The organism is Verrucomicrobium sp. BvORR034 (assembly GCF_000739635.1).
Taxonomy (GTDB): domain Bacteria; phylum Verrucomicrobiota; class Verrucomicrobiia; order Verrucomicrobiales; family Verrucomicrobiaceae; genus Verrucomicrobium.
The window spans coordinates 1-26,309 of sequence record NZ_BATQ01000101.1 but is presented as its reverse complement, the minus strand read 5'-3'; the positions used below and the strand labels follow the sequence as shown (position 1 = coordinate 26,309).

General features: G+C 60.9%; 22 protein-coding genes. 18 read left to right on the top strand and 4 right to left on the bottom strand.

Translation table 11 applies throughout. The features are described 5' to 3' along the window. Positions 1 to 25: 25 nt before the first annotated feature. The 8 genes from BV034_RS16945 to BV034_RS16910 all read left to right on the top strand — a co-directional run bounded on the left by BV034_RS16945 (position 26) and on the right by BV034_RS16910 (position 7,892). Positions 26 to 2,644 carry a discoidin domain-containing protein gene (locus BV034_RS16945; protein WP_050028183.1) on the top strand — a complete coding sequence of 873 codons (2,619 nt, stop codon included), beginning with the start codon at positions 26 to 28 and terminating at the stop codon, positions 2,642 to 2,644. Positions 2,645 to 2,748: 104 nt separating this feature from the next. Then, positions 2,749 to 3,393 carry a hypothetical protein gene (locus BV034_RS16940; protein ID WP_265593103.1) on the top strand — a complete coding sequence of 215 codons (645 nt, stop codon included), beginning with the start codon at positions 2,749 to 2,751 and terminating at the stop codon, positions 3,391 to 3,393. A gap of 38 nt (positions 3,394 to 3,431) precedes the next feature. Next, positions 3,432 to 4,019: a hypothetical protein gene (locus tag BV034_RS16935; protein WP_050028181.1), complete on the top strand. Its 588-nt coding sequence runs from the start codon at positions 3,432 to 3,434 to the stop codon at positions 4,017 to 4,019. Positions 4,020 to 4,031: 12 nt separating this feature from the next. Beyond that, positions 4,032 to 4,607, top strand: a complete 576-nt coding sequence (locus tag BV034_RS16930; protein WP_050028180.1) for a hypothetical protein — start codon at positions 4,032 to 4,034, stop codon at positions 4,605 to 4,607. A gap of 237 nt (positions 4,608 to 4,844) precedes the next feature. After that, positions 4,845 to 5,249 carry a hypothetical protein gene (locus tag BV034_RS16925; RefSeq protein ID WP_265593102.1) on the top strand — a complete coding sequence of 135 codons (405 nt, stop codon included), beginning with the start codon at positions 4,845 to 4,847 and terminating at the stop codon, positions 5,247 to 5,249. A gap of 252 nt (positions 5,250 to 5,501) precedes the next feature. Then, positions 5,502 to 5,993, top strand: a complete 492-nt coding sequence (locus BV034_RS16920; RefSeq protein ID WP_050028188.1) for a peptidylprolyl isomerase — start codon at positions 5,502 to 5,504, stop codon at positions 5,991 to 5,993. A gap of 99 nt (positions 5,994 to 6,092) precedes the next feature. Next, positions 6,093 to 6,935, top strand: coding sequence for an MBL fold metallo-hydrolase (locus BV034_RS16915; protein WP_050028178.1), 843 nt, complete (start codon positions 6,093 to 6,095; stop codon positions 6,933 to 6,935). 72 nt (positions 6,936 to 7,007) lie between these two features. After that, positions 7,008 to 7,892, top strand: coding sequence for an NAD(P)-dependent oxidoreductase (locus BV034_RS16910; RefSeq protein WP_081887881.1), 885 nt, complete (start codon positions 7,008 to 7,010; stop codon positions 7,890 to 7,892). 106 nt (positions 7,893 to 7,998) lie between these two features. Here BV034_RS16910 and BV034_RS16905 read toward each other — a convergent pair whose 3' ends face one another. Next, positions 7,999 to 8,439 carry a hypothetical protein gene (locus tag BV034_RS16905; RefSeq protein ID WP_050028187.1) on the bottom strand — a complete coding sequence of 147 codons (441 nt, stop codon included), beginning with the start codon at positions 8,437 to 8,439 and terminating at the stop codon, positions 7,999 to 8,001. Between BV034_RS16905 and BV034_RS36100 the strand changes: the two genes are divergently transcribed. From BV034_RS36100 to BV034_RS16885, 5 genes are all read left to right on the top strand, one after another. Continuing rightward, positions 8,438 to 8,629 (top strand): hypothetical protein, encoded by a 192-nt coding sequence (locus BV034_RS36100; RefSeq protein ID WP_265593100.1) that lies wholly within the window; start codon positions 8,438 to 8,440, stop codon positions 8,627 to 8,629. The genes BV034_RS16905 and BV034_RS36100 overlap by 2 nt on opposite strands. A gap of 19 nt (positions 8,630 to 8,648) precedes the next feature. Beyond that, positions 8,649 to 9,707: a hypothetical protein gene (locus BV034_RS16900; protein ID WP_265593099.1), complete on the top strand. Its 1,059-nt coding sequence runs from the start codon at positions 8,649 to 8,651 to the stop codon at positions 9,705 to 9,707. 148 nt (positions 9,708 to 9,855) lie between these two features. Beyond that, the gene (gene aspS, locus BV034_RS16895; protein WP_050028175.1) at positions 9,856 to 11,661 is read left to right on the top strand and encodes an aspartate--tRNA ligase; all 1,806 of its coding nucleotides are present in this window, start codon (positions 9,856 to 9,858) and stop codon (positions 11,659 to 11,661) included. Between the two features lie 77 nt (positions 11,662 to 11,738). After that, positions 11,739 to 12,869, top strand: coding sequence for an aldose epimerase family protein (locus BV034_RS16890; protein ID WP_050028174.1), 1,131 nt, complete (start codon positions 11,739 to 11,741; stop codon positions 12,867 to 12,869). An 18-nt stretch (positions 12,870 to 12,887) separates the two neighbouring features. Further along, positions 12,888 to 13,802 carry a protein phosphatase 2C domain-containing protein gene (locus tag BV034_RS16885; RefSeq protein ID WP_265593098.1) on the top strand — a complete coding sequence of 305 codons (915 nt, stop codon included), beginning with the start codon at positions 12,888 to 12,890 and terminating at the stop codon, positions 13,800 to 13,802. A gap of 183 nt (positions 13,803 to 13,985) precedes the next feature. Here BV034_RS16885 and BV034_RS16880 read toward each other — a convergent pair whose 3' ends face one another. The 3 genes from BV034_RS16880 to BV034_RS16870 form a co-directional block, all read right to left on the bottom strand. Next, positions 13,986 to 15,311, bottom strand: coding sequence for a polysaccharide lyase 6 family protein (locus tag BV034_RS16880; RefSeq protein WP_050028172.1), 1,326 nt, complete (start codon positions 15,309 to 15,311; stop codon positions 13,986 to 13,988). A gap of 16 nt (positions 15,312 to 15,327) precedes the next feature. Then, the gene (locus BV034_RS16875) at positions 15,328 to 16,323 is read right to left on the bottom strand and encodes a metallophosphoesterase (protein WP_050028171.1); all 996 of its coding nucleotides are present in this window, start codon (positions 16,321 to 16,323) and stop codon (positions 15,328 to 15,330) included. Positions 16,324 to 16,387: 64 nt separating this feature from the next. Beyond that, positions 16,388 to 17,770, bottom strand: coding sequence for an ectonucleotide pyrophosphatase/phosphodiesterase (locus tag BV034_RS16870; protein ID WP_050028170.1), 1,383 nt, complete (start codon positions 17,768 to 17,770; stop codon positions 16,388 to 16,390). A 75-nt stretch (positions 17,771 to 17,845) separates the two neighbouring features. Here BV034_RS16870 and BV034_RS16865 point away from each other — a divergent pair, with 75 nt between their 5' ends. From BV034_RS16865 to BV034_RS16845, 5 genes are all read left to right on the top strand, one after another. After that, positions 17,846 to 19,909, top strand: a complete 2,064-nt coding sequence (locus BV034_RS16865; protein WP_265593097.1) for a sensor histidine kinase — start codon at positions 17,846 to 17,848, stop codon at positions 19,907 to 19,909. Continuing rightward, positions 19,909 to 20,541 (top strand): response regulator transcription factor, encoded by a 633-nt coding sequence (locus BV034_RS16860; RefSeq protein WP_050028168.1) that lies wholly within the window; start codon positions 19,909 to 19,911, stop codon positions 20,539 to 20,541. Before BV034_RS16865 ends, BV034_RS16860 begins: the two co-directional genes overlap by 1 nt. A 99-nt stretch (positions 20,542 to 20,640) precedes the next feature. After that, complete coding sequence (locus BV034_RS16855; RefSeq protein WP_050028167.1) at positions 20,641 to 24,390, top strand: DUF1553 domain-containing protein; 3,750 nt, start codon at positions 20,641 to 20,643, stop codon at positions 24,388 to 24,390. Between the two features lie 46 nt (positions 24,391 to 24,436). After that, positions 24,437 to 25,696, top strand: a complete 1,260-nt coding sequence (locus tag BV034_RS16850) for a DUF1501 domain-containing protein (RefSeq protein ID WP_050028166.1) — start codon at positions 24,437 to 24,439, stop codon at positions 25,694 to 25,696. Positions 25,697 to 25,796: 100 nt separating this feature from the next. Continuing rightward, on the top strand, positions 25,797 to 26,309 hold a 513-nt coding region (locus BV034_RS16845; RefSeq protein ID WP_265593096.1), incomplete at its 3' end, for an LON peptidase substrate-binding domain-containing protein.

The window sequence follows — 26,309 nt, the reverse complement described above, 5'->3', positions numbered from 1 at the left end:
CTCCGCCTTGAGGCCGCTTCCTTCCATGAAACGCACTTCCACTCTCCTCTCCTGCCTGCTGCTCCCTGCGGCAGTCGCCACGGCTGCCGACAGTCCCCCGGCAGCTCCGGTGCCTGCTCCCGCCCAGCTCATCAAGCAGTCGCCCATGCTTTCTCCGGAGGAGGAGCTTAAGACGATTGAGCTGCCCGATGGCTACAAGCTGGAGCTCGTGCTGAGCGAGCCACAGGTGACGGAGCCGGTGCTGTGCGTCTTCGATGGAAACGGCCGCATGTATGTGGCGGAGATGAACACGTACATGCAGGACATCGACGGCACCGATGAACTGATACCGAAGAGTCGCATCAGCCGACACGAGAGCAGCAAGGGCGATGGCGTCTATGACAAGCACTCCGTCTATCTGGACAATCTGCTGCTGCCCCGCATGGTGTTGCCGTTGGATGACCGGGTGCTCGTGGGCGTGACGAATACGAACGACATCACGCTGCACAAGGACAAGGACGGCGATGGCAAGGCCGATGAGCAGTCGCTCTGGTACGAGGGCGGTCCCCGCGGCGGTAATCTCGAACACCAGCCGAGCGGGCTGGTCTGGGGTCAGGACAACTGGATCTACACCACCTACAACAGCTACCGCCTGCGCTGGAACGGCGCGGGTGTCGCTGCGGGCAAGGAAAACACGGCCGCCAACGGTGGCCAGTGGGGCGTGGCCCAAGATGACTACGGCAAGATGTGGTGGTCCAACGCCGGGGGTGAGAAGGGCCTCTGGAACTACCAGACCCACATCCTCTACGCGGCCATCAACGTCAGCAGCCAGAAGTCCGCAGACTTTGACACCGTCTGGCCGCTGGTGGGTGCGGCAGATTTCCAGGGTGGTCCGAACCGGGCACGTCCGGAGGACGGCACGCTCAATCATTTCACCGGTTGCGCGGGCCAGACCGTCTATCGCGGCGACCGCCTGCCAAAGGAACTCTATGGCAACGTGTTTCTTCCTGAACCCGTGGGCCGTCTCATCCGCCGGGCTACGGTGGAGGTGAAGGACGGGGTCACCACAGTGGCGAATCCGCATGGCCAGTCCGAGTTCCTCCGCAGCCGGGACTTGAACTTCCGCCCGCTGAACATGACCACCGGGCCGGATGGCTGCTTCTACATCGTGGACATGTATCGCGGCATCATCCAGGAAGGCAACTGGGTGAAGGAAGGCAGCTACCTGCGTGGCAAGGTCATCGAAAACGGATTCGAGAAGAACATCGGCAAAGGCCGCATCTGGCGTCTGACGCACAAGGACTTCAAGCCCGGCCCCCAGCCCCGCATGCTGGAGGAAACGCCCGCGCAGTGGGTGGCCCACCTCGCCCACCCAAATGGCTGGTGGCGTGATACCGCCCAGCGCATGCTGATTGTGAAGGGCGACAAGTCGGTGGTCCCCGCCCTGGTGGCCATGACGCAGAAGCATGAGACCCCCCTGGCCCGCATTCATGCCCTGTGGACCCTGGAAGGCCTCGGAGCGTTGACTCCTGAACTGGTAACGGAGAAGCTCAAAGACGAAGACGCCCAAGTGCGCGCGGTGGCGATCCGCGTGGCAGAGACGCTGCTGAAGCAGGGCAACGAGGCCCTCATTCCCCAAATCAAGTCCCTGCGTCAGGATAGCTCCCCCACCGTGGTGTTGCAGTCTCTGATGACCGGCAAGCTGCTCAACTGGCCAGATTGGAAGAAGGACTCGCAGACGACCATCTTCATGAGCCCGTCTCTGGGGGTGAAGGAAATCGGAGCGCAGCTTCTGGTGGAAGCCCCCAAACTGGCTGGCAACTTCAGCCAGCAGGACAAGAAGCGTCTCGAGAAAGGGCAGGAAGCCTTTCGTACGATCTGCTTTGCCTGCCACGGCTTTGATGGCAAAGGCATGCCCATGCCGGGTCGTGAAGGGGTGACCATGGCCCCTCCCTTGGCTGGCTCCAAGACGGTGCTCCAGAGCGACTTCCTCGTGAAGGTGCTCTTGCACGGTCTGGCGGGCCCGATCGAAGGCAAAACGTATGAGTCGCAGATGGTGCCGCTGGGCAGCAACAACGACGATTGGATCGCCGATGTGGCCAGCTATGTGCGCAAGGCCTTTGGCAATCAAGGTGCGTTGGTGACCAAGGACGAGGTCAAGAAGTTGCGCGCCGCGACCAAAGGCCGCGTGGCAGCCTGGACCATCGACGAACTGCGGTCCGGTCTTCCCCAGCCCATGACAAACTCAAAGGAGTGGAAGCTCACTTCAAGCTTGAACGACTCGTCTCTTGCCAAGGCGTTGGACAACGATCTCGCCAGCCGCTGGAGCACTAACAAGTTCCAGGCAGGTGGTGAGTGGTTGACCATCGAGCTGCCCTCCGAGACAGAAGTGGCGGGAGTGGAGTTGGACAGCACCCGTTCTGCGAATGATTTCCCACGCGGCTATACGGTGGTGGTGTCCAGCAATGGCACGGAGTGGTCCAAGCCCTTATTGACCGGCCAGCCCTCCGGGGCGGTGACGGAGCTGGTGTTTGAGAAGCCCGTGAAGACCAAGTTCGTGAAGATCACCCAGACTGGCTCTGCCAAGGGGAACTTCTGGAGCGTGCACGAGCTCCGTGTGTTGAAGCCGTCAGCCGCTCCTGCGGCGACGGTGGGCACGAAGTAAGAGAGTGCGCTAACCAGTTGGAACGCTCAGTGAGTTTGAATGCCCCGCGGGATGGACTTCCGCGGGGCGTTCTTTTTTGGGGAACGGCATTCCCAATGCTGCGCATGTCCGCTCCCCCAACAATTTCCTTGTGCAATACGGGCACTTCATGGTGCAATTCTCTGGTGGAATCGACCCACGGACGCCTGTCAACCTCAGCCCCTGAGGTCGTCGTTCCTTTTGGTCCGACGGCTCTGCACTGGATCACTACCGCTGCTGTGATGGCGTGCGCGCTCCTCATTGGGGGCGGCTATCTGTTCAAGAAAGCCCGAACCCTCCAGGCAAAGACGGCCATCAAAGGGCTGGAGATCGCAATGGCTGGCTACGACGTGGAATACCATGGCACTGTTGGCAAGACCTTGGGCGACAAGGTTGCCCTGACGGAAGGTCGGGACAGCCTCGCCGAAGGTGACCTGCTGGCCACTCTCATGTCCTTGTCGACGACGCACAATCCCAGGAAGGTCCGTTTCTACGATCCTCCTACGGCCAAGGGACAGGTGAATGGCGCATGGTTCGATGCAACAGGTGTGGTGCATCTCAGCGATCCCTGGGGCGCGCCGTATCGCGTGCGGGCGGATCTGAATCGTGACGGCTTGATTCCCGACCCGGCCATCCCGGGGGCGACGGTGCATGCGCAGTACATCATCTTTTCGGCGGGTCCTGATGGAGACCCCAGTACCTGGAAGGACAACGTGGCGTCCTGGAAGTAAGGGCGGGAGGAGTGAGCGAGGCGAATGACGTTGTTGCAATGAACCCTCCTCCCGAAGAGCCATACACCTATCCTGCGAGCCGAAAGGAGCATCCCGTCGCTGCTCCAGCCACCATCAACTACGGTCGGTTGATGGCCGTCATGGTGGCACTCCTGGTCGCGGCTATCATTGGTTGGATCAATTTGTCCCCTCGCACTCACAAGCTGCAGACAAAGAGCATGATGAAAGGCATCGAGATCGCTTTGAAGGGGTATCAGACGGAATACAACCGTTGTCTTCTGGTTGAGATGCAGCTTCCTGGAGACCAGAACTTGGTCTTTGAGGGGGAGATCCTGATTGCCCTGATGGCGGAATCAACAAAGTACAATCCACGAAAGGTTCGGTTCTTTGACCCTCCTGTGGCCAGGCGAAAAAGGGGCGGTGCATGGAGGGATGGCTCCGGGAACTGGCAGTATCGCGATGACATGGGCAATCCGATCATGATTCGTTATGATGCTGATCATGACGGCAAAACGACAGATCCAGACGACAGCAACATTCAAATCGTGGCCCCTTTCCTGCTTTTCGCTGCCGGGATGGATCGCAATTTGGCGACCACCCGAGACAACATCAAATCCTGGTATTGACTTAGCCTTTCTATGGACGCCACTGAAGTCATTCCCCCTGGCAATCGCCCTCGATGGGGCTGCGTCGCTTCTGCGGTGCTTGTGTTGGGATTCGGCGTATTTATCCTCCTGCACCCAACTACAAATTGTGGCCCAACAAAGGGCGGTGCCCAACGGCTCCAGGCACAGACTGCCATGAAAGGGCTTTATATTGCGCTTGCCGGTTTTCAAGCCGAATACGAGGTATCTCTCACCGGTAGGCTCGGGTTCAAGGAAAACGAAGACCACCTCGCTGACGAAGTCCTCCTTAGACCGCTCATAGACGCTAAGTCAGAGTTGAACCCACGGAAGACTCGTTTCTATGATCCTCCTGAAGGGAAGAAGGGCAAGAACGGTCTCTGGCGGGCCCCTGCCGACGGTCAACAAATGCAGCTGCGTGACCCTTGGGGAGGCCCCTATCGGATTCGCAGTGACTCGGACGGCGATGGCAAGATCGTCAATCCGGAGGATCCGGCAGGTGAGCGCATCTTCTCAAGTGTGATTCTTTATTCCGCCGGGCCGGATCAGGACTTCGATACGTGGAAAGACAACGTCACTTCCTGGAAGTAGCCCCCCGCTCCTCTCATTATGCCAAGGAATCTACTCGATGCACCAGAAGTGGTGCCCAGTCCCTCGCGTTTTCCCAGGGGCTGCGGGTGCGTCGCTACTGCAATGCTCCTGTTCGCATTTCTCTTCTATGCCCCCGACTTTTGCTACCGTACGGGGACTCTCCATGGCAGAGGCCACCGAGAACTCAGCGAAAGTAGTTCCTGCGCCTCAATCGTCATTGGTCTCAAAGCGTATGAGATGGAATACAACAAGGAGTTGCTAGAATTGCTCGGCAGGTCGTTGCAGTCGGATGTGTTGGTGGACTCTGACGTTCTGGCAGCCCTGACGGCGACTGAAAAGCGCTGGAACGCTCGTGGGATTCGCTTCCTTGATCCACCTCGAGCGAACAAGGAAGGCAAGCGGGGAATATCGGAAGACGATGAAGGCAAACTTCGCCTGCGCGATTGGTGGGGCAACCCTTACTTCATACGCTGCGATGATGACAAGGACGGGAAGATCGCCCATCCGCAGAGGCCAGGGGAGTTCATCGAGGCTCGCTACATCGTCTACACGGCAGGACGGGACATGAATCCCGCCACCTGGGATGACAACGTCACTTCCGTTCCCGACCTCCCACGGAGACCTTTCTGGTCTTGGGAGTGAGGGGTTCTCATTTTGGCGCAAAATGATCCCTTCCTACCCGCAACTCCCCCGCTCCTTCACTCCAAGACTCCATTATCCGCCCCCTCTCCAGCACTTTGCCATTGCGCTCCCCCCTACTCCATGCTGCAATCCCGCCCCATGTTGAAGAAAACCTTTATCAAAACGCTGGTGGCCCTCACCATGAGCGCTACCCTCGGGCTCCAGGCCCAGGACGCGGCAACCCCTGCCAACAATCAACCTGTCAAAGGCAAAGTGAAAGTCACCCTCGAGACCTCCAAAGGCAACATCGAACTGGAACTGGACGCCGACAAGGCCCCGATCTCCGTTCAGAACTTCCTCAGCTACGCGAATAAGGGTGCCTATGAGGGCACCATCTTCCACCGCGTGATCCCGGGCTTCATGATCCAGGGGGGTGGTTTTACCCCTGACATGCAGCAGAAGCCGACCGACAAGCCTATTGAGTGCGAGTCCAAGAACGGCCTCAAGAATGCCAAGGGCACCATCGCCATGGCCCGCACGAGCAATCCCCACAGCGCAACCTGCCAGTTCTTCATCAACGTGAAGGACAACACGTCCCTCGACTATCCGAATCCGGATGGCTGGGGCTACGCCGTCTTCGGCAAGGTGACCAAGGGCATCGAACTGTGCGACGCCATCGTCAACGTGCCGACCACCCGCAAAGGCCCACATGGCGACGTCCCAGTGGACCCGATCACCATCAACAAGGTGACCGTCTCCCAATAGTGCTGAGTATTTGAGACCATCATTTCTCCGGCGCGCGTAATCTGAAGGGCGACCCTCGGTTTTTGCGCGCCGGTACGCTTTTTCACCCCCGCCCCACGGATGCTTCTCCCTCTCGAAGATCTCTATACTGACGTGATTGCCAAGGCCCAGCGTGGCTTGGAAATCAACGATCAAGAACTCGCCAGCCAGGCTGGTGTGGATCCCCAGCTTCTGGAATCAGTCAAATCTGGGACCGTGGACGAAGATGTCCTGGAGAAGATCGCTCCAGTGCTGAAGTTGCACGGGCCGACCTTGGTAGTCATGGCGCGCAAGACCTGGCGCCCACATCCATTGGAGATCAATGGATTGCGCCAGTTTAACACGACTTTCGATGACATGACGGTCAATGCCTACTTGGTGTGGGATACCACGACCAAGGCTGGCGCAGCCTTTGACAGCGGAGCCGATGCCAGCGACATGGCCGACATGGCCCGCGCTCTGGGCGTCCGCCTGGAGGCAGTCTTCCTCACCCATACCCATCCCGATCACGTGGCGGACATCGCCACCCTGCGCAAGGGTAACAAACCTCTCTACGCCTGTGAGAAGGAACCTTGGGAAGGGGCCACGCTGTTCACCATCGGCAAAGAGTTCACCATCGGCAATCTCCGCGTCGAGACCCGCCAGACCACGGGTCATTCGAAAGGCGGCACCACGTACGTGATTCACGGCCTGGCCCGTCCCATTGCCATCGTGGGCGATGCTCTCTTCGCCAGCTCCATGGGCGGCGGCGCTGTCTCCTACGCGGATGCGCTCAAGACGAATCGCGAATCCATCTTCACCCTGCCAGAGAACACCGTGGTGTGTCCCGGCCATGGTCCGATGACGACCGTGGGTGAGGAGCGTCAGCACAATCCCTTCTATCCTGAGTACAAGCGGGCACCGCATCCGGTGCCCTCCGAGTAGTCCGTCCCGGCTCTCGTCCATTCTCTGTTTTCCATCCCTTCAGTTCTCCCGGTTCACACCCGTCCTCATCCTATGTCTCATACCATCGCGTTTGTCGGAGTTGGCCGCATGGGCGCCAACATGGTGCGCCGTCTCATGGATTGCGGCTACAACGTCACCGCGGTGTACGACACCTACAAGGAGGGGGCTCGTGCGCTCGCCGTGGAAGTGGGCTGCAAGCACGCCGAGACGCTGGCCGAGGTGACGGCCGCCGCCGATGTCATCTTCACGGTTGTCACCAACGACGAATCCATGCGCACCATCTTCTTTGGCGAGGGTGACAACCTCCTGAAGGGCGCTGCGGGCAAGATCTTCATCAACTGCGCCACGGTCTCTCCGGCCATCCATCGCGAGGTGTTTGATGCCGCAAAGAGGGCGGGCGCAAATTCCCTGGAAGCCAGCATGGCTTCCAGCATCAGCCACGCGCGGGAAGGCAAGCTCTACCTGATGCTGGCGGGCGATGAGGCGATCTATAACAAGGTGCAGATCATCATTGAAGACATGAGCGTGAACCGCCGTTTCATCGGTGGACCAGGTCGTGCGGCTGAGGTCAAGGCCCTGGTGAACATGGTGATGAACATCAACACCGCTGGATTGGCCGAAGGCTTGGGGCTGGCAGCGGCGTTGGGTCACGATCTGGATCTGGTCCGTGAAGTATTTTCTCAAACCGGGGCCAACTCCCGCGTGCTGGAGACGGATGGTGGCGACATGGCCGACCGCTCCCACGACTGCTGGTTCAGCGCCGCCCATGCGGCCAAGGACAGCGGGATTGCAGGTGACATGGGCAAGGAAGTGGGGCTCAACCTGCCGCTCAATGAAGCCACAACGGCCCAGTATCGCAAGATGGTGGACCTTGGCCTTGGCGAACTCGACAAGAGCGGGATCGCGGAACTAACCTTCAAAGGCCGCCACGGCTGATCTCCTGCCGCTGGCGGGATTCAATCTTTCAAATAAGAAGCCCCGGGATCGCGCACGATCCAGGGGCTTTGAATTTTCAAGGCTGGATTGCCTGTGCTGGGCACGTCTACTTCAGCACTTCGTTGTAGAAGCTCTGCCAGTCGTCCAGGTTGTTCAGACCGACGGCGTCCTTCACGGTGCCGTCATCAGGACGGCCTGCGGAGCTCAGGATGGCGGCCCGGGTGCCGTCGTCATGAATGTAGCCCTTGATGGCGTCATTCAGCGTCTGTACGGCGGTTTTGTCCAGGCTGCCGCCTTTTTTGGCAAGCACCCAGCCTTCGAGCTGCACATAGGTGGGCTTGTCGCTCTTGATGTAGGCAAGGAACTCTTCGCGGTCCAGACCAAGGCCGTCGAGCACCATCTGGTCGTAGCCCTTGCCGCAGCCAGGATAGTCAGGGTGAAGCTTGCCGGTGGCTTCGAGAGAGGCCTTTTGCCAGAGACGGGGCAAATGAAGCACACCGAGCGGGCCGGCCACGCCGGAGGAAATAAGAGGAACAAACTGGCTCATGATCACAGATAGGGTTGAATTGCGTGCATGCGGCTCCGCAGTGTTGGCGAAGCCGTGGGCAAGTCTGGCGATGGCCTTTGGCAGCGGCAAGCAAAAAGATCCCGGCTGGGATGGTCATTTTCACCATCAAGATGTGAAAATATCACGCCTGGAAGAAACTTGCGTACATACACTCCATGTCGTCGTTTAAGCCAAGTCCAAATATGCCCATGAGATCCACCTTGCTGGCCCTTGCCGCTGTCACCCTCACGCCCTTCTCCCTGGAAGCGCATGATGGTCTTCTCGCCCAGAACGCTGTCGCCCCGCCAGACACCGCTTCTGTCACCCAAAACGTCAAAATGGGGGAAGGCACCCACCAGTTCCAGTCCGTCGCAGGCTGGTGTGAGATCCCCAAGGGCAGCGCCGAGGGCGTCTTGGGGGCCACCCATGGCGGCATCGTCGTGGACAAGGCCGGACTGATCTATTTCAGCACGGATTCGGATCGCTCCATCATGGTCTATTCCCCGGAGGGCAAACACCTGCGTTCCTTTGATCCGAAATTCAGCGGTTGCCACGGCCTTGCTATCCACGAGACCAATGGCGAGCAGTTCATCTACGCGGCCCATCTGAAGGGCAGCCAGGTGGTGAAGTTCAAGCTGGACGGCAGCCCGGTGCTGGTCATCCCCTACCCTGCGGAAAGCGGCAAGTACACCAAAGCTGGTGAGTACAAGGTCACGGGAGTGGCGGTCGGTCCCAATGGCGACATCTATGCTGCCGATGGCTACGGCAAGAAGTGGATCCATCGCTACACCGCTGACGGCAAGTACGTCAGCACGTTCGGCGGACCCGACCCCGATCTCAAGAATCCGACAAAAGAGCTGCTCTCGAACCCCCACGGCATCTCGCTGGATACCCGCGGATCCCAGCCCCTCCTGCTGGTGGCCGACCGTGAAAAGAACCGCCTGGTGCACTTTGACCTTGAGGGCAAATTCGTGGCCGTGGTTGTCGAGAACCTGCGCCGTCCGTGCAGCATGTCCATCCGCAACGGCGAGGTCGCCATCGCCGAGCTTCAGGGTCGGGTGACCATTCTGGACAAGGACAACAAGGAAGTGACCCACCTGGGTGACAACCCCAACAAGAAGGAGTGGGCCAACTTCAAGGTCCCCACCACGGACTGGAAGGACGGCATCTTCACAGCCCCCCACGGGATCGGCTACGACGCCAAAGGCAATCTCTTCGTGATGGACTGGAATCAGAGTGGCCGCGTCTCCAAACTCCAGAAACTCTAGCACCGCCCCTCTTCCTTTTGCCCCCGGTGTCGGAGTTTCCGGCGCCGGGGTTTTTCTTTTCCGGGCCACTGGCCCAAGCAGAAACCACAATGCCACTTGCGTAACCCCCGGAAATCTGGCATTTCACCCGCTCGCTTTTCCCCACCCCATGCAACCGAACACCTACCGTACGCACCACTGCAACGAACTGCGCCTCGCCCACGTCGGGGAAACCGTCACGCTGTCCGGCTGGGTGAATTCGGCTCGCGACCAGGGCGGCGTCATCTTCGTGGACTTGAGGGACCGGGAAGGCGTGACCCAGATCGTCTTCCGTTCCGAGGAGAACCCCGAAGCCGCTGCCGCCAGCCACAAGCTCCGTGATGAAGACGTGCTTCAGATCACCGGCAAGGTGGTGAAGCGTCTCGAAGGCACGAACAACGACAAGCTCGCCACCGGTGAGGTGGAGCTCGTCGTTTCCAACCTCACGATGCTCAACAAGGCCGCGGTGCTGCCGTTCCAGCTCGACAAGGAGCTCAGCAACGAAGACCTGCGGCTCAAGTACCGTTACCTCGACCTGCGCCGTCCGCGCATGACCCGGAACCTGCGTACCCGTCACCGGGTGACGAAAGCCACGCGTGACTACCTCGACGCCCATGGCTTCGTGGAGGTGGAGACCCCCATCCTTTCCAAGTCCACCCCGGAAGGCGCGCGCGACTTCCTCGTGCCCTCCCGTCTCAGCCCGGGCAAGTTCTACGCCCTCCCTCAGGCCCCGCAGCAGTACAAGCAACTGCTCATGGTCGCTGGTCTGGAGCGATATTTCCAAATCGCCAAGTGCTTCCGTGACGAAGACCTTCGCGCGGACCGCCAGCCTGAGTTCACCCAGGTGGACATTGAGATGTCCTTCCCCACAGAGGAAGACATCTACAACCTCGTGGAAGGCCTGCTCAAGGACATGTTCAAGGCCGGCCGCGATGTGGAGATTCCCCTCCCCTTCCCCCGCATGACGTGGAAGGAGGCGATGGACCGCTATGGCATCGACAAGCCCGACACGCGTTTCGGCAACGAGATCACCGACGTCGGTGATGTCTTCACCAAGACCGAGTTCAAGATCTTCCGCGGTGTGCTCGACGGCGGCGGGGTGGTTCGCGCCATCAACGCCAAGGGCTTCGCGTCCGTCACCACCGGCCAGATGAACCGCCTGAACGAGATCGCCATCCAGGCTGGTCTGCCCGTGAAGACGCTGGCTTTCATCAAGTACGAGAACGGCGAATACAAGTCCCCGCTCTGGCGCTTCTTCACTGATGAGGAGAAGGCGGCGCTCATTGAGCGCATGAAGATCGAAGAAGGCGACATCGTCTTCTTCGTGGCCGGTCCTTGGGAAAGCACCTGCACCATTCTTGGTCGCGTCCGCCTTGAGGTGGCCGAGATGATGGGCACCACCAAGGGCAGCGATGCGCTGAACTTCCTCTGGGTTGTGGACTTCCCCCTGCTCGCCTACAGCGAGGAGGACGCCAAGTGGTGCGCCGTGCACCATCCCTTCACCCGCCCGAAGACGGAAGACATCGCGCTTCTCGAAGAAGGCAAGTACAGCGAAGTGCGCGCCATCGCCTACGACGTCGTGCTCAACGGTTGTGAACTGGGTGGCGGCTCCCTGCGAATCCACGAGAGCGATCTCCAGGCCAAGATGTTCAGCGTCCTCGGCGTCAGCGAGGAAGAGCAGAAGATCATGTTCAGCCACATTCTTGAAGCCTTCCAGTTCGGTGCTCCGCCCCACGGTGGTCTCGCGCTTGGCCTGGACCGCATCATCATGCTGGCCGCCGGTGAAGACAGCATCCGTGAGGTGATTGCCTTCCCGAAGAACAACCGTGGCATGGAGTTGATGACCGCCAGCCCGAGCCCGGCCGACTTCAAACAGCTCCGCGAAATCTACATCCAGAGCACCTGGAAGGAGAAAAAAGCGGAAGAGCAGGCGTAAGGAGGGGCCGACGTTCGAACAGGATTGCCAGTCGGTGGCGATTTGTTCAGAATGCGGCCAATTCCTCACGTCAATCCATGAAATTAATTCCGACTTTCCTGTGCCTGGCAGCCCTGCTGTCAGGCACTTTGGCTTCTTGTCAATCGCTGCAATCCGGCACCCATATGACCGTCACTGAAGAGCCCTGGGGGGAAACCAAGAACGGACAGAAAGTCAGCCTCTATACCCTGCGCAATGAAAAGGGCATGGAGGCCAGGATCTCGAACTATGGCGGGGTAATCGTGAGCCTCACGGCGCCAGACCGCCAGGGACAGTTCGAGGATGTGGTGCTGGGCTTTGACAACCTCGCCCAGTACGAATCCTCAAGCCCGTTCTTTGGCTGCATTACCGGCCGTTATGCAAACCGGATCGCCGGTGGCAAGTTCACGCTCGACGGTCGGGAATATGTGGTAGCCAAGAACAATGGCCCCAACCACCTGCACGGTGGACGTGTGGGCTTCGACAAGAAGGTCTGGACCGCCCGCCCGATCAAGCGGGGCGGAGCCGGACTGGAGCTCACCTATACCAGTCCTGATGGTGAAGAGGGCTATCCCGGAACGCTGCAATGCAAGGTCACCTATGTGCTGACCAACGACAACAGCCTGGAGATCGAGTACCGCGCCACCACGGACAAATCCACGGTCGTCAACCTGACGAACCACAGCTACTTCAACCTCGCTGGCGAAGGCAGTGGAAACATTCTGGGGCACGAGTTGAGCATCAATGCCGACTACTACACGCCGACAGACGACACCTTGATCCCCACAGGAGAGCGCTCTCCTGTCGCTGGCACGCCTTTGGACTTCACCAGCCCGCATAAGATTGGAGAGCGCATCAATGCGGATTTCAAGCCTCTGCGCCAGGGCAAGGGATACGACCACAACTTCATTCTTGATGGCTCCGGACTGCGTGTGGCCGCCCGCGCCAAAGATCCCAAGTCGGGGCGAGTGCTGGAAGTCTTGACGACAGAACCTGGCGTGCAGCTCTACACCGCCAACCACCTGGGTCTCACCGGCAAGAAGGGCCATGCCTACGGTGCACGTCATGCTTTCTGCCTGGAAACACAGCATTTCCCAGACAGTCCCAACCGGCCGGAGTTCCCCACGACGAAACTTTCTCCTGGGGATAGCTACCAGCACACATGCATCTTTAAGTTCAGCGTCGAATAACTGGGTGTGACTCCGTCTTTGAAAAAAGCTCCCTTGAGAGCTCCAGGGCCCAGGTTTGAGGTCGAGAAGGACTTCGCCGGCCGCCAGCATATTGGTCACCGCGAGAAGCAGGAGGACTACTATGCCTTTGGCGATGTGTCGGAGAAGCTGGAATCCCCCTTCACCCGGCTTCTGATCGGGTTGGGCGATGGCCTGGGCGCGCACATCGGCGGCAACGTGGCGAGCTTCCTTCTCGTCAGCGAGTTCATCAAGGCCTACCGCCGGAGTGCCCTCACGGCCGCGTGGCGGCTTCGCGTGGCCTTGGAGGCGGCCAACGAGGCCCTGCATCATCTGAGCCATCGCCTGCAGTGGAACCAGGCCCCCATGGGCAGCACGTTCATCGGCCTTATGGTGGCCGCAGATCACGCCCACTGGATCAGCGTGGGAGACTCCCCGCTCTTTCTCTTCCGGGAGGGGCAGTTGCAGCGTCTCAATGCAGATCACTCCCTTGCCCCCTTGCTCGATGACCGGGTGAGGCGCGGCGAACTGACGGCCCAAGAGGCCCAGTTTCATCCGGACCGGCATGTGCTGCAATCCGCCTGCATGGGGCTGCCGTTGACGCTGGTGGATGCCCGCATGGAAAAGTTTCCGCTCAAACCTGGCGACGTACTCATCGCCGCCAGTGACGGGGTGCTCACGCTGGAAAAGGATACCATCCGGGACCTGCTGGCTTTTGGCACGAACACCACGGCGGGCAAGATCGCCGACGCGCTGTTGTTTGCGGTTCGCGGTGCCAACCACCCCCGCCAGGACAACACCACGGTGGCGGTGGTCAAGATGCCACCGGCGGCGAGTGCCAAACAAGTGCCTGAGGTGGCGGAAGTCTCCAGCGCGGTTTCCGAGCGTCAGGGTGCTGGCGCAAATGGCGCTGAGGGGAGTTTGGCAGGCGCGTAGCGGGAGCGACCGCCACCAGCTCTGCTGGAGGTGTCTGGATTGTAGGAAATCACAAGGGCCGCCAGAGCGGTGTCAAGCCACCGGCACCCCTAGACGCTGGCGCGTTGGACGACCATGCCAGGTGGAGATTTCTTTGCTCCAGCGCCTACGAGCTTCGCGAACCTACCTCCGCCAGCTTGCCCGCTACGACGACGGAATCCGCTTCATCCACGAAACTCCCACCGTCCCTTCATCCAGCGGCTTTCTCCCCGTCGCTTTCAGCCAGGCCTCATAGGTCACTTCCTGGGCCTGCACGGGCTCCACGGGGCCGGCATACCCCAGTTCAGCTCCGCCCACTCGTCCGCTGCTCCAGCGCACACCGGCACCTGTCCCCTGCAGGGTCACAATACGGTTCGTTGCGTAAATCACGTTGTCCGCCAACACAGAATTCAGGGGTTCCAGCGGAGCCTTCACATCCTTGTCCGCATAGCCGATGTTGATGCTCTCCCGGCACTGGTTGATGTAGTTGCCTTTAACCAAAGCCTCTTTGACCTGGAAGTAGCCGTTGGGCGGGGAGTTCTCGATCCCGTTCATGAGGCAGATCGCGGCCCGGGCTTCGGTACCCTCCAGCTTCTCCAGATAGTTCCCAATCACTTGATGCCCCTCGCCGATGATGCGGATGCCGCCGGTGTGGGGACGGCCATTGCCAAAGAAGGCATTGCCCTCCACATGGCAGCGGTTCCCATGCCGAAGGGTCAGGGTGCCCTGGCTATTCCGAAACACGTTGCCCTCATAGAGATTCTCGCAGGACTTGTTGGAGATCATTTCGACCTCCCCACTGCATTCTTCAAACAGGTTTCCCACCACCCTGCACCGGGCGTTCTGCATGGAGGAATCACTGTCCCCCACCCTTAGGATCTCGCCGCCGTTCTTGCCCAGCTTGAGGCGCTTGCCGAAGGAGTTGGCTTCGATGACGTGGGAGGCCTCGCCGCCATCCAGCCACACCACCATGAGCGTGCCCTTCCCCGTCTTTCCGGCAAAGTGGCAGTGGTCCACTTTGTGATGCGCGCCGTACAGAGACACCCACTTGCGCTCTTTCCCGTCGCCCACGCCCTCGCTTTCGGTGATGGCGCACTGGGTGAGGCGGCACTGACTGGCCAGATTCTTCGCATCGAGCCGGAAGGTCACAACGTCTCCCTTCGTAGGAAGGGCGTCCTTGAACCAGAGGCCATCCACCGTGAGATGACTCCCGCCGATTCGAAGGCTGGAGTTCCCGGAAATCACCACGGCACCGGGCGTGGCGGCCCTCAGGGTGATCGGGGCTTCTGCACTTCCATTGGCCTGAAAGACGAGGTCCACATCCGTCCAGGTCCCGTCCTTCATCACCAGCACATCGCCCGGCCGGGCTGCTGAGGCGGCGGCGCGGAGTTGAGCCGCATCAGCTACGGCGACCTCGGCCGCACCCAGGCGGCCGTCAGTCATCAGGGTGCAAACTGCCAGCAGACCTGCCAGGGTAAGGCTCGGGTTCATGGGAAGAACAGACGGATCAGCTGACGATCGTCACCTTGCTGCTCCGGTCTTTCTCAAAGGCATGCAGAAGCTTCCGGTTCGCATCGATGTGCCGCACCACAAAGCGGTCCTGCGTGACCTCCAGGTGTGTGAAGCCGTGGATCGCCTGGCCAAAGGGGCCGTGCACGACTCCGTTCTTGAAATCTCGAACGCGGGCGCCGCCCCCGCCAGAAAGCACAAAGGAGGTGGGGTGCCCCTCGAACTCCATGTGCTGCATGTCGTGGTCGTGGCCGCAGAAGTAGAAGTCCACCTTGTGTTCGCGGAAGAGCTTGTCCCAGGCCGCGATGAGCGTCTTGCTGTCGCCGTGAACGCCGTTGGTGTAGAGCGGGTGGTGGCCCATCACCACCAGCCAAGGGGTGGTGCGGGGCTTGGCCAGTTCCGTGCGGAGCCATTTGTCCTGCTCCGCTTTTTCCTCCGGGGTCAGGGAGGCGACGCGGTTCTTGTAGTTGCTGTCCACTACCAGCACTGTCATGAGCGGGTTCACCTGGGGATGCTCCATGCGGTACCACTTGGCGGGCATCGTCCAGCGGGTGCCGGGATTCTCGGCGGCGTAGGCCAGCTGCGCCTTCAACTTGATCTCCGGCTCATCATCGTAGTCGTGATTTCCCAGCATCGCGTAGCAGGGACCGGGGAATACGCTGGCGGGGTACATGTCCTCGAACTGCGTCTTCCACCGGGGATTCTTGAGCCCGCCTTTGAAGGACCCGTAGAAATTGTCCCCCAGCAGGAACAGCGCCTCGGGCTTCACGGTCATGTCCTTGGTATAGGCAGCCATTCCACGGGCCACGGCTTCTTGTGGCTTCCATTCCTTTTCCGGGCCCCAGTCTCCGATCATGAGCAGGTGGCTCGCTGTCTTGGCCACTTCTTGGGCCGAAACGTGGCGGTAGCCCTGGCCCAGAATCACCGCGGCACTAAAGGCGAAGGTTTGTTTCAGCAGGCGACGTCGTGTGAGTTGGGGAGAATCGGAGTTCATGGAACGAAAGTGGGTGTGGGAAAGGGATTCAATCAAAGACGCGCAGGTCTGGCCAGCCTCACAACTATTTTAGAATTTCGGTCAGGACTCGACCGTCCACGTCTTTCATCTCTACACCGAGAAGTTTAGCGATCGTCGGGGCGACGTCCACGTTCCCCATAGTGTCCAGCGTCACGCCTTTTTTGATGCCCGCACCACTGGCCACGAAGCTGGCATCCATCAGCGGATTGGCGGGAGAGTAGCCGTGAGCCCCCTTCGGCCCTTCCGTCTGCGCAATGAGTTCCTCCCCTCCTACATTGTCGCTGAAGTAATAGCCGTCCTTCGCCGACAAGATCAGGTCTGGAGCACGGGAATCCTTGTCCCGGGTGATCATGCCGTACTTGGCGAAGTCTTTCTCAGTGATGACCTCTTCCACGCCCTCCATGGCGGCCAGCTTCGGGGTGATGGTTTCCAGGAGGTTCTGCCGGTTGGCATCATCCAGCACATAGATGTAGGCCACCCCTTGTGAGTAGCTCCACACGGCCCGCTGGGTCGGCTTGTTACCAAAGGCTTTGATCAGGCCCATCTGCTTGAGCAGCACGTTCGGCTGGATCATCTTCGTGTAGGTGATGAAGCCGTGATCTGAGGTGACCACGAAGGTGGTCTTGTCCTTGAGTCCCGCTTCTTCCACCGCCTCTACCAGATCCCGCACGCGGTTGTCGGAGTCGTTGATCGCCCAGTATGCCTCCGCGGATTTGCTGCCTGTGGCATGCTCCATGGCATCCACAGAGACCAAGTGCAGCATCAGGAGGTTGGGCTTGTGGGTCTTGATGATGTGCTGGGCAATCTGCGAGTACATGTAATCGCGCTGCGGCTTGCCCAGAGTACCTGCCTTGCACCATTCCTCCTGCTTCTCGATAGGGATGCCCGCAGCCCGGCATTCCTCCAGAAGCGACGGGGTGCCATATTTCTGGAACAACTCATTCGTACCGACGTCCGGCACGGTCCAGTCGAGGCTCTTGGCGTTGCGCGATGCTGGCCAGATCACGCCCGCGGTCTTCAGACCTGAGGCATGCGCAACGTCATACACCGTGGGCACCTTGACGATCTCATCCTTGTCAAAGACCGGGTCCGGCAGGTAGCTGACAGACTGCTGGGTGGCGCGGTCAAAGATACCATTCCCGATGACCCCATGTTTGCCGGGTTGCACGCCGGTGACCAGCGTCGTGTGGTTCGGCCAGGTGACCGTCGGCAGGGAGGACTTCATGCGCTTGGCCCGCACGCCCTCGGCTGCCAGCTTGCGGATGGTGGGCATTTTTGCCTTGGGATCCTCAAAGTAGTAGTGCGCCAGGCCATCCACGCTGATCAGAATGACGTGATGGTCCGTCGCAGGGGGCGCAGCATGCAATGGCTTCACCGCCAACATCATGGCAAGACTGGAAAAACAGAGCAGGAAAGCGCGCTTCATGGGTGACCGGTACGAATTCCTCAAGCTCCAGCTTGCTTGAACTTTGCGTAACGGGCTATGTTTTTGCCGCTCACCATGAGACTGCCCCCCTTCCCCATCCTGTTCTCGTTGTGCCTGGGGGGCATGGTGACTACGGTGATTGCTCAGCAACCTTCGTCAGCGAGCAAACCAACTGCGGGTGCCCAGATCCTGCGCCGGGCCAACGACGTGGCGAGATATCCGGAGACCGATCCAGAGCTCCAGCCGCCTGTCGAGATCGAGGCGACCGTCACCTTTGTGGACCCAGGCGGCACGGTGTTTCTCCAGGATGAATCCGGCGCCACCTTCATTCGGAATTCCAAATTCGGCCTCACCATGAGGCCGGGCATGCGTTTGCGTATCAAAGGCACACGGGTCCCGGGGCTGTACATCGGGGGCATCGCCCAAAATACGGTGGACGTTCTGGGCGAAGGCCCGGTGCCGACCCCGGTCAAGGTCACCCCGGATGAGCTGGCAGACGGTCGTTATCACTATCGACTGGTCGAACTGCAAGGCGTGGGCCGCTCCATGGAAATCACCGGCGAGAACACCGCCAGCCTCCGGCTGAATACCCGCTCAGGTCTGGCAGAAGTGCGGTTCGATCAAAACCCACCCGAAGACACTCACGAGTTTGTGGATGCGGAACTGAAGGTGGTGGGGTTGGCGGCCGGGGCGATCAATGACCGGCGGCAGTTGGTCCGGCCTTACATCCGGGTGGCAGACGTTCGGGCCATCACCATTGAGATGGGGCCGCCCGCAGATCCCTTTGCGCAGGAGCCGGTGTCCGTGGCGGCCTTGCTGGCGGCGGCCAATCGCAATCCCGACATCCATCGCGTGAAGGTGAAGGGCACGGCCTTGAGCGGCATTCTGGGCGGCGGTTTTTACTTGAGAGAAGGCAGGAAAAGCCTCTTCGTCCACACGCCATATACCGAGCCCTTGCAACCTGGGGATGAGGTGGAGGCGCTTGGTTTTCCGCAGATGGGCAACTTCAGCGCCATGCTGGCGGATGCGGTCTTTCGGGTCACAGCCTCAGGTGAGCCCCCCTCGCCCACGGCAGTGACGGCCAAGGAACTGGCGAATGGCTCCTGCGACTCTGAGCTGGTGGTGGTGACCGCGGGCATCCTGCAGCGATCCGTCATCGGCAATGCGTGGGTGGCAGAGGTGGAGAACATCAGCTTTCGTGTGATCGGTCCGCCGGATGTGGCCATGGATTTTGAGCCGGGCTCCAGAGTGCAATTCACCGGTCTCTGCCGGGTCAATGCCACCCGGTCAGAGGGCTATCGCACTTTCCCCACGGCGTATGAGTTGAGGCTGCGGAGCGCAGGTGATGCGCTGCTGCTCACGGCCCCGCCCTGGTGGAGCGCGGCCAGACTCACTCTGGCTTTGGCAGGAGTGGCCGGTGCGGGCTTGTTGGTTGCCGCCTGGGCTGGGTTGTTGAAGCGACAGGTGAACCGGCAGTTGGGGCTGCTACAGTTGAAGACGCAGCAGGAGGCCGTGCTGGAGGAAAGGCAGCGGATTGCGCGCGAGTTTCATGACACGCTGGAGCAGGAACTCGCCGGGCTCTCCCTGCGCCTGGATGCCGCGACTCCACGGGTGGCGGATGACAAGGCGCGCCAGCTCCTGGAGCAACAGCGGAAGCTCCTTTCCCGTCTGCAAACGGAAACCCGGGACTTCGTGTGGGATCTTCGGGATGCCTCACGCAACGAGGTGCCGCTTCCTGAAGCTCTCCAGGGGCTCGTCGATCATCTGCAGACCACCACCGCCATCCCGCTCCAGGTGGAGGTGGCTGGCGAGATACCTCCCCTGCCGCCACTGGTGCAACATCATCTGCTGAGGATCAGCCGGGAGGCCGTGAACAATGCTCTCAAGTATGCGCAGCCGCAAAAAGTCGTGATCAAGGTCGAGACGGATGCGCAGGCACTGAAACTCACCGTGTCCGACGATGGCAAGGGTTTTGATCCCAGCAAGATGTCGGTCTCTGGAGGGCACTTCGGGCTGCAGGGCATGCGGGAGAGGTCACGGAAACTACACACAGAGCTCTCATTGCAGAGCACGCCGGGCGGCGGCACTTCGGTGGGATTGACACTTGCGCTGCCCGCCCTCCGCGCGTCATTCACCTGATGTCCGCCGCTCCTGCCCCCGTCCGCATCCTGCTCGTCGATGATCACTTTGTGGTGCGCAGCGGACTGGCAGCCTCCCTTGGCCTTGAAGAAGATCTGCTGGTGGTGGCGGAGGCTGGCAGCGCGGCGGAGGCCCTGACCGCCTGCGCGGCCCACACGCCGGACGTCGTCATCATGGATCTCCAGCTGGGTGAGGTGAACGGCATCACCTGCACAGAGCAGCTGGGGCAGGCCCACCCTGGCATACGCATCCTCGTCTTTTCCTCCTTTGCGCGGGATGAGGACGTGTACCGGGCCATCCGGGCCGGGGCTTTGGGCTACTTGCAAAAGTCCGCCCCGCGTGAGGACCTGCTAAAGGCCATCCGCACCGTGGCGACAGGCAAACGCTATCTGCCGGGCGACATCGCCCAGCGTCTGGCGGAGCGGCTGGGCAGACCGGAGCCCAGCCCGCGGGAACGCGAGGTGCTGGCCCAGATGGCCAAAGGGCGCAGCAACAAGGAAATCGCCTCCGTTCTCGGTCTGAGTGAGGAGACCGTGAAGCGCCACGTGAGCAATGTCCTGGAAAAGCTGGGGGCCCAGGACCGCACCCAGGCGGTGACGGAAGCGATCCGTCGAGGCCTTCTGGAGGTCTGAACATCACCCGAATGGGGGATGCGAGACCACCCCGAATGCGGTTCGGGTGAGTGTTGAAAGAAGCGGCCTGACTCCGTTATTCTTTTAGCACACACCGTCATGCACTTTCCCCGCAAACCTCTCTTGTTCCTGGCTCTGGCCTCGGCGTCTGCCTTTGGGCAGGCGACCAATGATGCCACGAATGACTCCGTGAACGACTCCAGCGACAAGGTGGCGGAACAGGCCACCGCGCCGCTGATCAAATGGACCTTCGACAAAGATGAGCCAGGCGCGTGGCAGGGCGGCAAGTCCATCACACCCTCCGGTCCGCAGAAGCCCACCTTCCCGGGCTTTCCTGAGGGGAACAAGGCGGCGGTCTTCTCCGGCAGCGGCACGAGCATCAATGTCCGTGAATCCGATGTGCCCGGAGTGAACCTGCGTTTTGTCAAAGGCGATGCCATCACGCTGGAGGCCTGGGTCAGCGTCGAGGAAATTAAGAACGGCTCCTACTGCTACCTCGTGGGCAAAGGCCGCAACAAGAAGGCCGCCTTCTCCTCAGAGAACCAGAACTACGCGCTGCGCCTCAAAGGCGAGGGCGGCGAGGCCCGGCCCTCTTTCCTCTTTCGCAGTGAGTCGGACAAACCGGATGGCGCCCGTGAGTATCACCGCTGGGTGGCCGCAGAAGGTTTCGCCCCCGGTACGGGCTGGCACCATGTGGTGGTGAGCTATACCTTTGGCAAAGCCGACAGTCTCGAAGCCTATGTGGATGGCAAGGAGGTCAAAGGCGTTTGGGACATGGCTGGCAAGACCAACAACGGTCCAGTCAATGACGCCGACGATCTGAACATCGGTTCCGGATACGGCGGCGGTGCGGGCAACTCGCTCCAAGGTTCACTGGACGAAGTCGCCATCTATCGCGGCATTCTTCCTGACTCAGTGGTGGCCCAGCGTTTCCAGTATGTGCCCCAGCCCCCAGTGGTGGAGCGCAGCATGATCCCAGATGGCAAAGTGCTCGTGCAGATCTGTGAAGACGGCCTGCCGGAGAAGAACGCCTGGCCGACCCAGTCGCCCCGCGCCACGGAGTCCTACGATGAGCGCGGGTTTGGCCTCTTCGAAGTGCCTCACAAGTACATCACCAGCGGTGTGCGCGCTGACCGGCCCATCCCCTTCCTCGTCCGGGCGGCCGCCGTGGTAAGTTTCCCAGCGGGCAAGCATCGCCTCCTCCTGCGGGGTCGTGGGGCTTCCCATCTGCACATTGATGGCGTGCAGTTGCTGACCACTACTTTCCCGAAACCCGACAGCGGCGGGCATGGTCACGTGAACGAGCAGGAAGGCTATCTCAATCTGGGCCCGGACTTCCGCTTTGCCCCTCCCGGCACACAGGAAACCTGGTGCGAGTTTGAATCGAAGGGCGGCGAACATACCGTGGTTCTGGAAACGCTCGTGGGCGGCATGGTGGGGAAATCCAAGCGTCGTCCTGAACTGGGGGAAACCGTCGTGGCCTGGTCCAAGCAGGGCACAGAGACCTGGCAGCTCCTCACCCCGGCCAAGGGCGGCAAGGCAGGTGAAGTGATTTCTTACAACGACCAGGGCTGGACGACCTATGCGGCCGACCGTCAGGCGCGGTTGGATGAAATGAACAGTCAGCGTCGCGCTGAGCGCCTGACAGAAACGAAGCCCTACTGGGAAAAGCGCCGCAAAGCCGTGCAAGACTGGCTGGCCAGCACCAAGGAAGTGCCGGTGCCCCCGCTCGTGAAAGGCTATCCCGCCCTGAACCCCATCGACCAGTTTCTCTCCGTGAAGATGGCGACAGTGGGTGAGCAGAACAAGGCCTCCCACAGTGGCAAGGTGGATTTCTACCGCGACATCCAGCCCATTCTGGAAACCAAATGTTATGACTGCCACCAGGGCACCAAGACTAAGGGCAACCTCAAGCTCGACTCCCTGGCCGCAGCGATGCATGGCGGAGAGAATGACGGCCCGGCCGTAACGCCTCAGCACCCAGAGAAGAGTTCCCTGCTCGCCCGTGTGATCACGGATGATGAAGACGCCATCATGCCCCCCAAAGGCAGCAAGTTGACCAAGGAGCAGACCGACTTGATCGCCCTCTGGATCAAGGAAGGGGCCGTCTGGCCTGAGATGAAGGTGGACAAGATCACCGTGACCGCGCTGACCTCCGACCTCGCGTTCCTGCGTCGTGCCTATCTGGACACCGTGGGTGTGCCGCCAACGCTGGCGGAGATCGAGGCGTTCCAGAAGGACACCAGCGCCGACAAACGCACTCGGGCGATCGACAAGCTGCTCACCGATGCCCGCTGGGCCGACAACTGGACGGGCTACTGGCAGGATGTGCTGGCAGAGAACCCCAACATCCTGAACCCCACGCTCAACAACTCCGGTCCCTTCCGCTGGTGGATCTACGAGGCACTGCTGGACAACAAGCCCATGGACCTCTTTGTCACGGAACTGCTGACCATGAAGGGCAGCGTCCGCTTTGGTGGCCCTGCTGGCTTCGGGGTGGCCTCGCAGAATGACGTGCCCATGGCGGCCAAGGGCACGATTGTGAGCACCGCCTTCCTGGGTGTGGAAACCAAGTGTGCCCGCTGTCACGATTCACCTACGCACGAATCCCTGCAGGAGGACCTCTTTGCCCTGGCCGCCATGCTGGCTCAGAAACCGGTGGATGTGCCCGCCACAAGCAGCGTGCCGATGGACAAGCTCCATGAAGGGGGCCGCAAGCCACTCATTCAGGTGACCCTGAAGCCCGGCTCCAAAGTGCAGCCCAAGTGGCGCTTCACGAAGTTTGGTGATGAGGCATCCGGAGCCGCTCTCGCTGAGCATCCAGAAGACACCCGCGAACAGCTGGCGGCGATCATCACCGGTCCGCAGAACGAACGCTTCGCCCAGGTCATGGCCAACCGCCTGTGGGCCCGCCTCATGGGGCGCGGCATCGTGGAGCCGGTGGAAGACTGGGAGAAGGGCAAACCCACCCACCCTGAGCTTCTGCAATGGCTGGGCCGTGAGTTTGTGCGCAACGGCTATGATGCCAAGAAACTGGTCCGCCTCATCATGACCTCCCACGCCTATCAGCGCGCTACGGATGACACCCTGCGTGCTGCCAGCCCGCTCTTCGCTTCCCCGGCACCCCGCCGTCTGGAAGCGGAGCAGATCGTCGATTCCCTCTTTGCCGCCACGGGCAAGCCCTTCAACGTGGAAGAGGTCAGCCTCGACATCGATGGCCGCCGTGATCTGGGCAACTCCATCAGCCTCGGCAATCCCCGCCGCAGCTGGATGCTCACCTCCACCTCGAATGAGCGTGACCGCCCCAGTCTGGCGCTGCCCCGCAACCAGGCCGTGTGTGACGTGCTGGGCGCCTTCGGCTGGCGCGGATCCCGTCAGGATCCGGTGAGCAAGCGCGACCGCGAGTCGAACGTGCTGCAGCCGGCCATCATCTCCAACGGCACCGTGGGCATCTGGCTCACCCGCCTGAGTGATGACCACGGCATCACCGCCCTGGCGCTGGAAGACCGGCCGGTGGATCAGTTTGTGGACACGTTGTTCCTGAAACTCCTCACCCGCATGCCGACCGCGGAGGAGAAGCAGCGCTACACCGAGTTCCTGGGCACAGGCTATGCCAACCGCAAGCTTTCCCCGGTGCCGGTGGCCTCCCCTGCCCCGCGGGTGAAGCCCATGTACGTGTCCTGGTCCAACCACCTGGACCCTGTGGCGACGACCGTGCGCATGGCGGAGGAAACGGCCGCCCGCAAGGGAGACCCGCCGACGCAGAAGCTCGATGCCGCCTGGCGTCAGAAGCTGGAGGACGCCCTCTGGGCCCTCCTCAACGCCCCTGAGTGGGTCTTCGTCCCCTGATCCGCCACCCGCTTCTTCTCTTCAACCCTTCAGATTTCCTCGTACCATGAACCGCAGATCCTTCCTCAAGACCGCCGCCCTGGCTCCCCTCGCGGCCTATGCCAGCCCCCAGGCCGTGATGCCCAAGGGCAAGGCCGAGCACTGCATCTTCATCTGGCTGGGCGGCGGGATGTCGCAAATCGACACCTTTGACCCCAAGGCGTTGGGCAACTCCAAGGCGACGCCCAAGCTGGCAGGCGCGGAGTATGCCTCCATCGATACGGCGGTGTCTGGCGTGAAGGTGTGCGAACACCTCAAGAAGACCGCTCCGCTCATGGACCGCATCACTGCGGTGCGGACGGTGAACCACAAGGTCATTGATGAGCACGCCTTCGCCACGAACATCGTCCACACCGGCCGGATGATCAGCGGGAACGTGACCTATCCCTCGATTGGCTCCATCATTGCTCATGAGCGAGGCGCTGCCGATCCCAAGGTGCCCGCCTACATGCTCATCGGCTACCCCAACGTGAGCCGCGGACCGGGATTCCTCGGGGCCAAGGACGGCTACGTGTATCTCACGGACACCGCTACGGGACCTGCAGGCTTCACCCGTCCGGACTTCGTCACCTCCGACCGCATGAGCGCGAGGGAAAAGCTCCTTGAACCGCTCCAGAAGCGCACGAGCGACCACTCGGTGATGGGCGACTACGAGACAGCGCAACGCGAGGCTCTGCGTCTGGCCGGACCCGAGTTCATGCGCAACTTCAATCTGGGTGACGAGTCCTCCACGCTCCGTCAGGCCTACGGCGGTGAGTTCGGCCAGCGCTGCCTGCTCTCCCGTCGCCTCGTGCAGTCAGGTGTGCGTTTCATTGAAGTTTCCCACAACCTGAACTTCATCAACGGCACCGGCTGGGACACTCACAACGAGGGTCAGCAGCAGCAGCACCTGCTCATTCAGGAGCTGGACACCGCCCTGTCCGCCCTGATTGTGGATCTGGAGGAGAAGCGTCTCCTGGACAAGACGCTCATCGTCATCGGCACCGAGTTCGGCCGCCCCGCCGCCTACGACGGCAAAGGGGGCCGTGGCCACCAGGGCACCGCCTTCTCGCTGATCCTCGCCGGGGGCGGCCTCAAGCACTGCGGTGCCTACGGCGTGACCGACGACCTCTCCAAGAACGTCCTGGAGAACCCCGTCAGCATCCCGGACTTCCATGCCACCGTCCATGCCGCCATGGGTGTGGACCCGTCCAAGGAGCTCTTCGACGCCTCCCGCCCGGTGCCCATCACCGACGGCGGCCGCCCCATTCAGGCACTTTTCAGCTAGCCAAAGCCTCCGACCTCCTGCAAGGTCAACCTTTTGCAGGAGGCGGGAAACGGCAAGCCGGGTCGTCCACCCCCTTGCTGAGTGGCGTATAGAAGTGGGAATGGACATCAATCAAGAAGCCAGCCTGACTATCCCCGGAGAACTGCCTGTGATGGTGCTCTCTGACTGTCACCTTTTTCCGGGCTGCCTTCTTCCGTTGTACATCTTTGAAGAGCGCTACCGCTCCATGCTGACCCACGCGCTGCAATCGCATCGCATGTTTTGCATCGGGAACCGGAGCGATGAAGGCGACAGCGACCAGATCAATCCGCACACCACCGCCGGGCTGGTCCGGGCCTGCGTCCAGCAGGATGATGGCACCTCCCACCTGCTGCTTCTGGGCGTCCGACGAATCAAGCTCAAGAAATGGGTCCAGGAGCGACCGTTCCGCATTGCCGCCGTCGATACTGTGGAGACCAGCATCGAGGACATCGACCAGGTGACGGCCCTGAAAGACAAGGCCCTCCAGCTCTTCAAGGTGGGCAAAGACGAGAGCGCCTCCCAGCTCTGTGAAACCCTGGGAGAGAACGACAATCCGGAGCTCATTTGTGACGTGCTGAGCTACCATTTCACC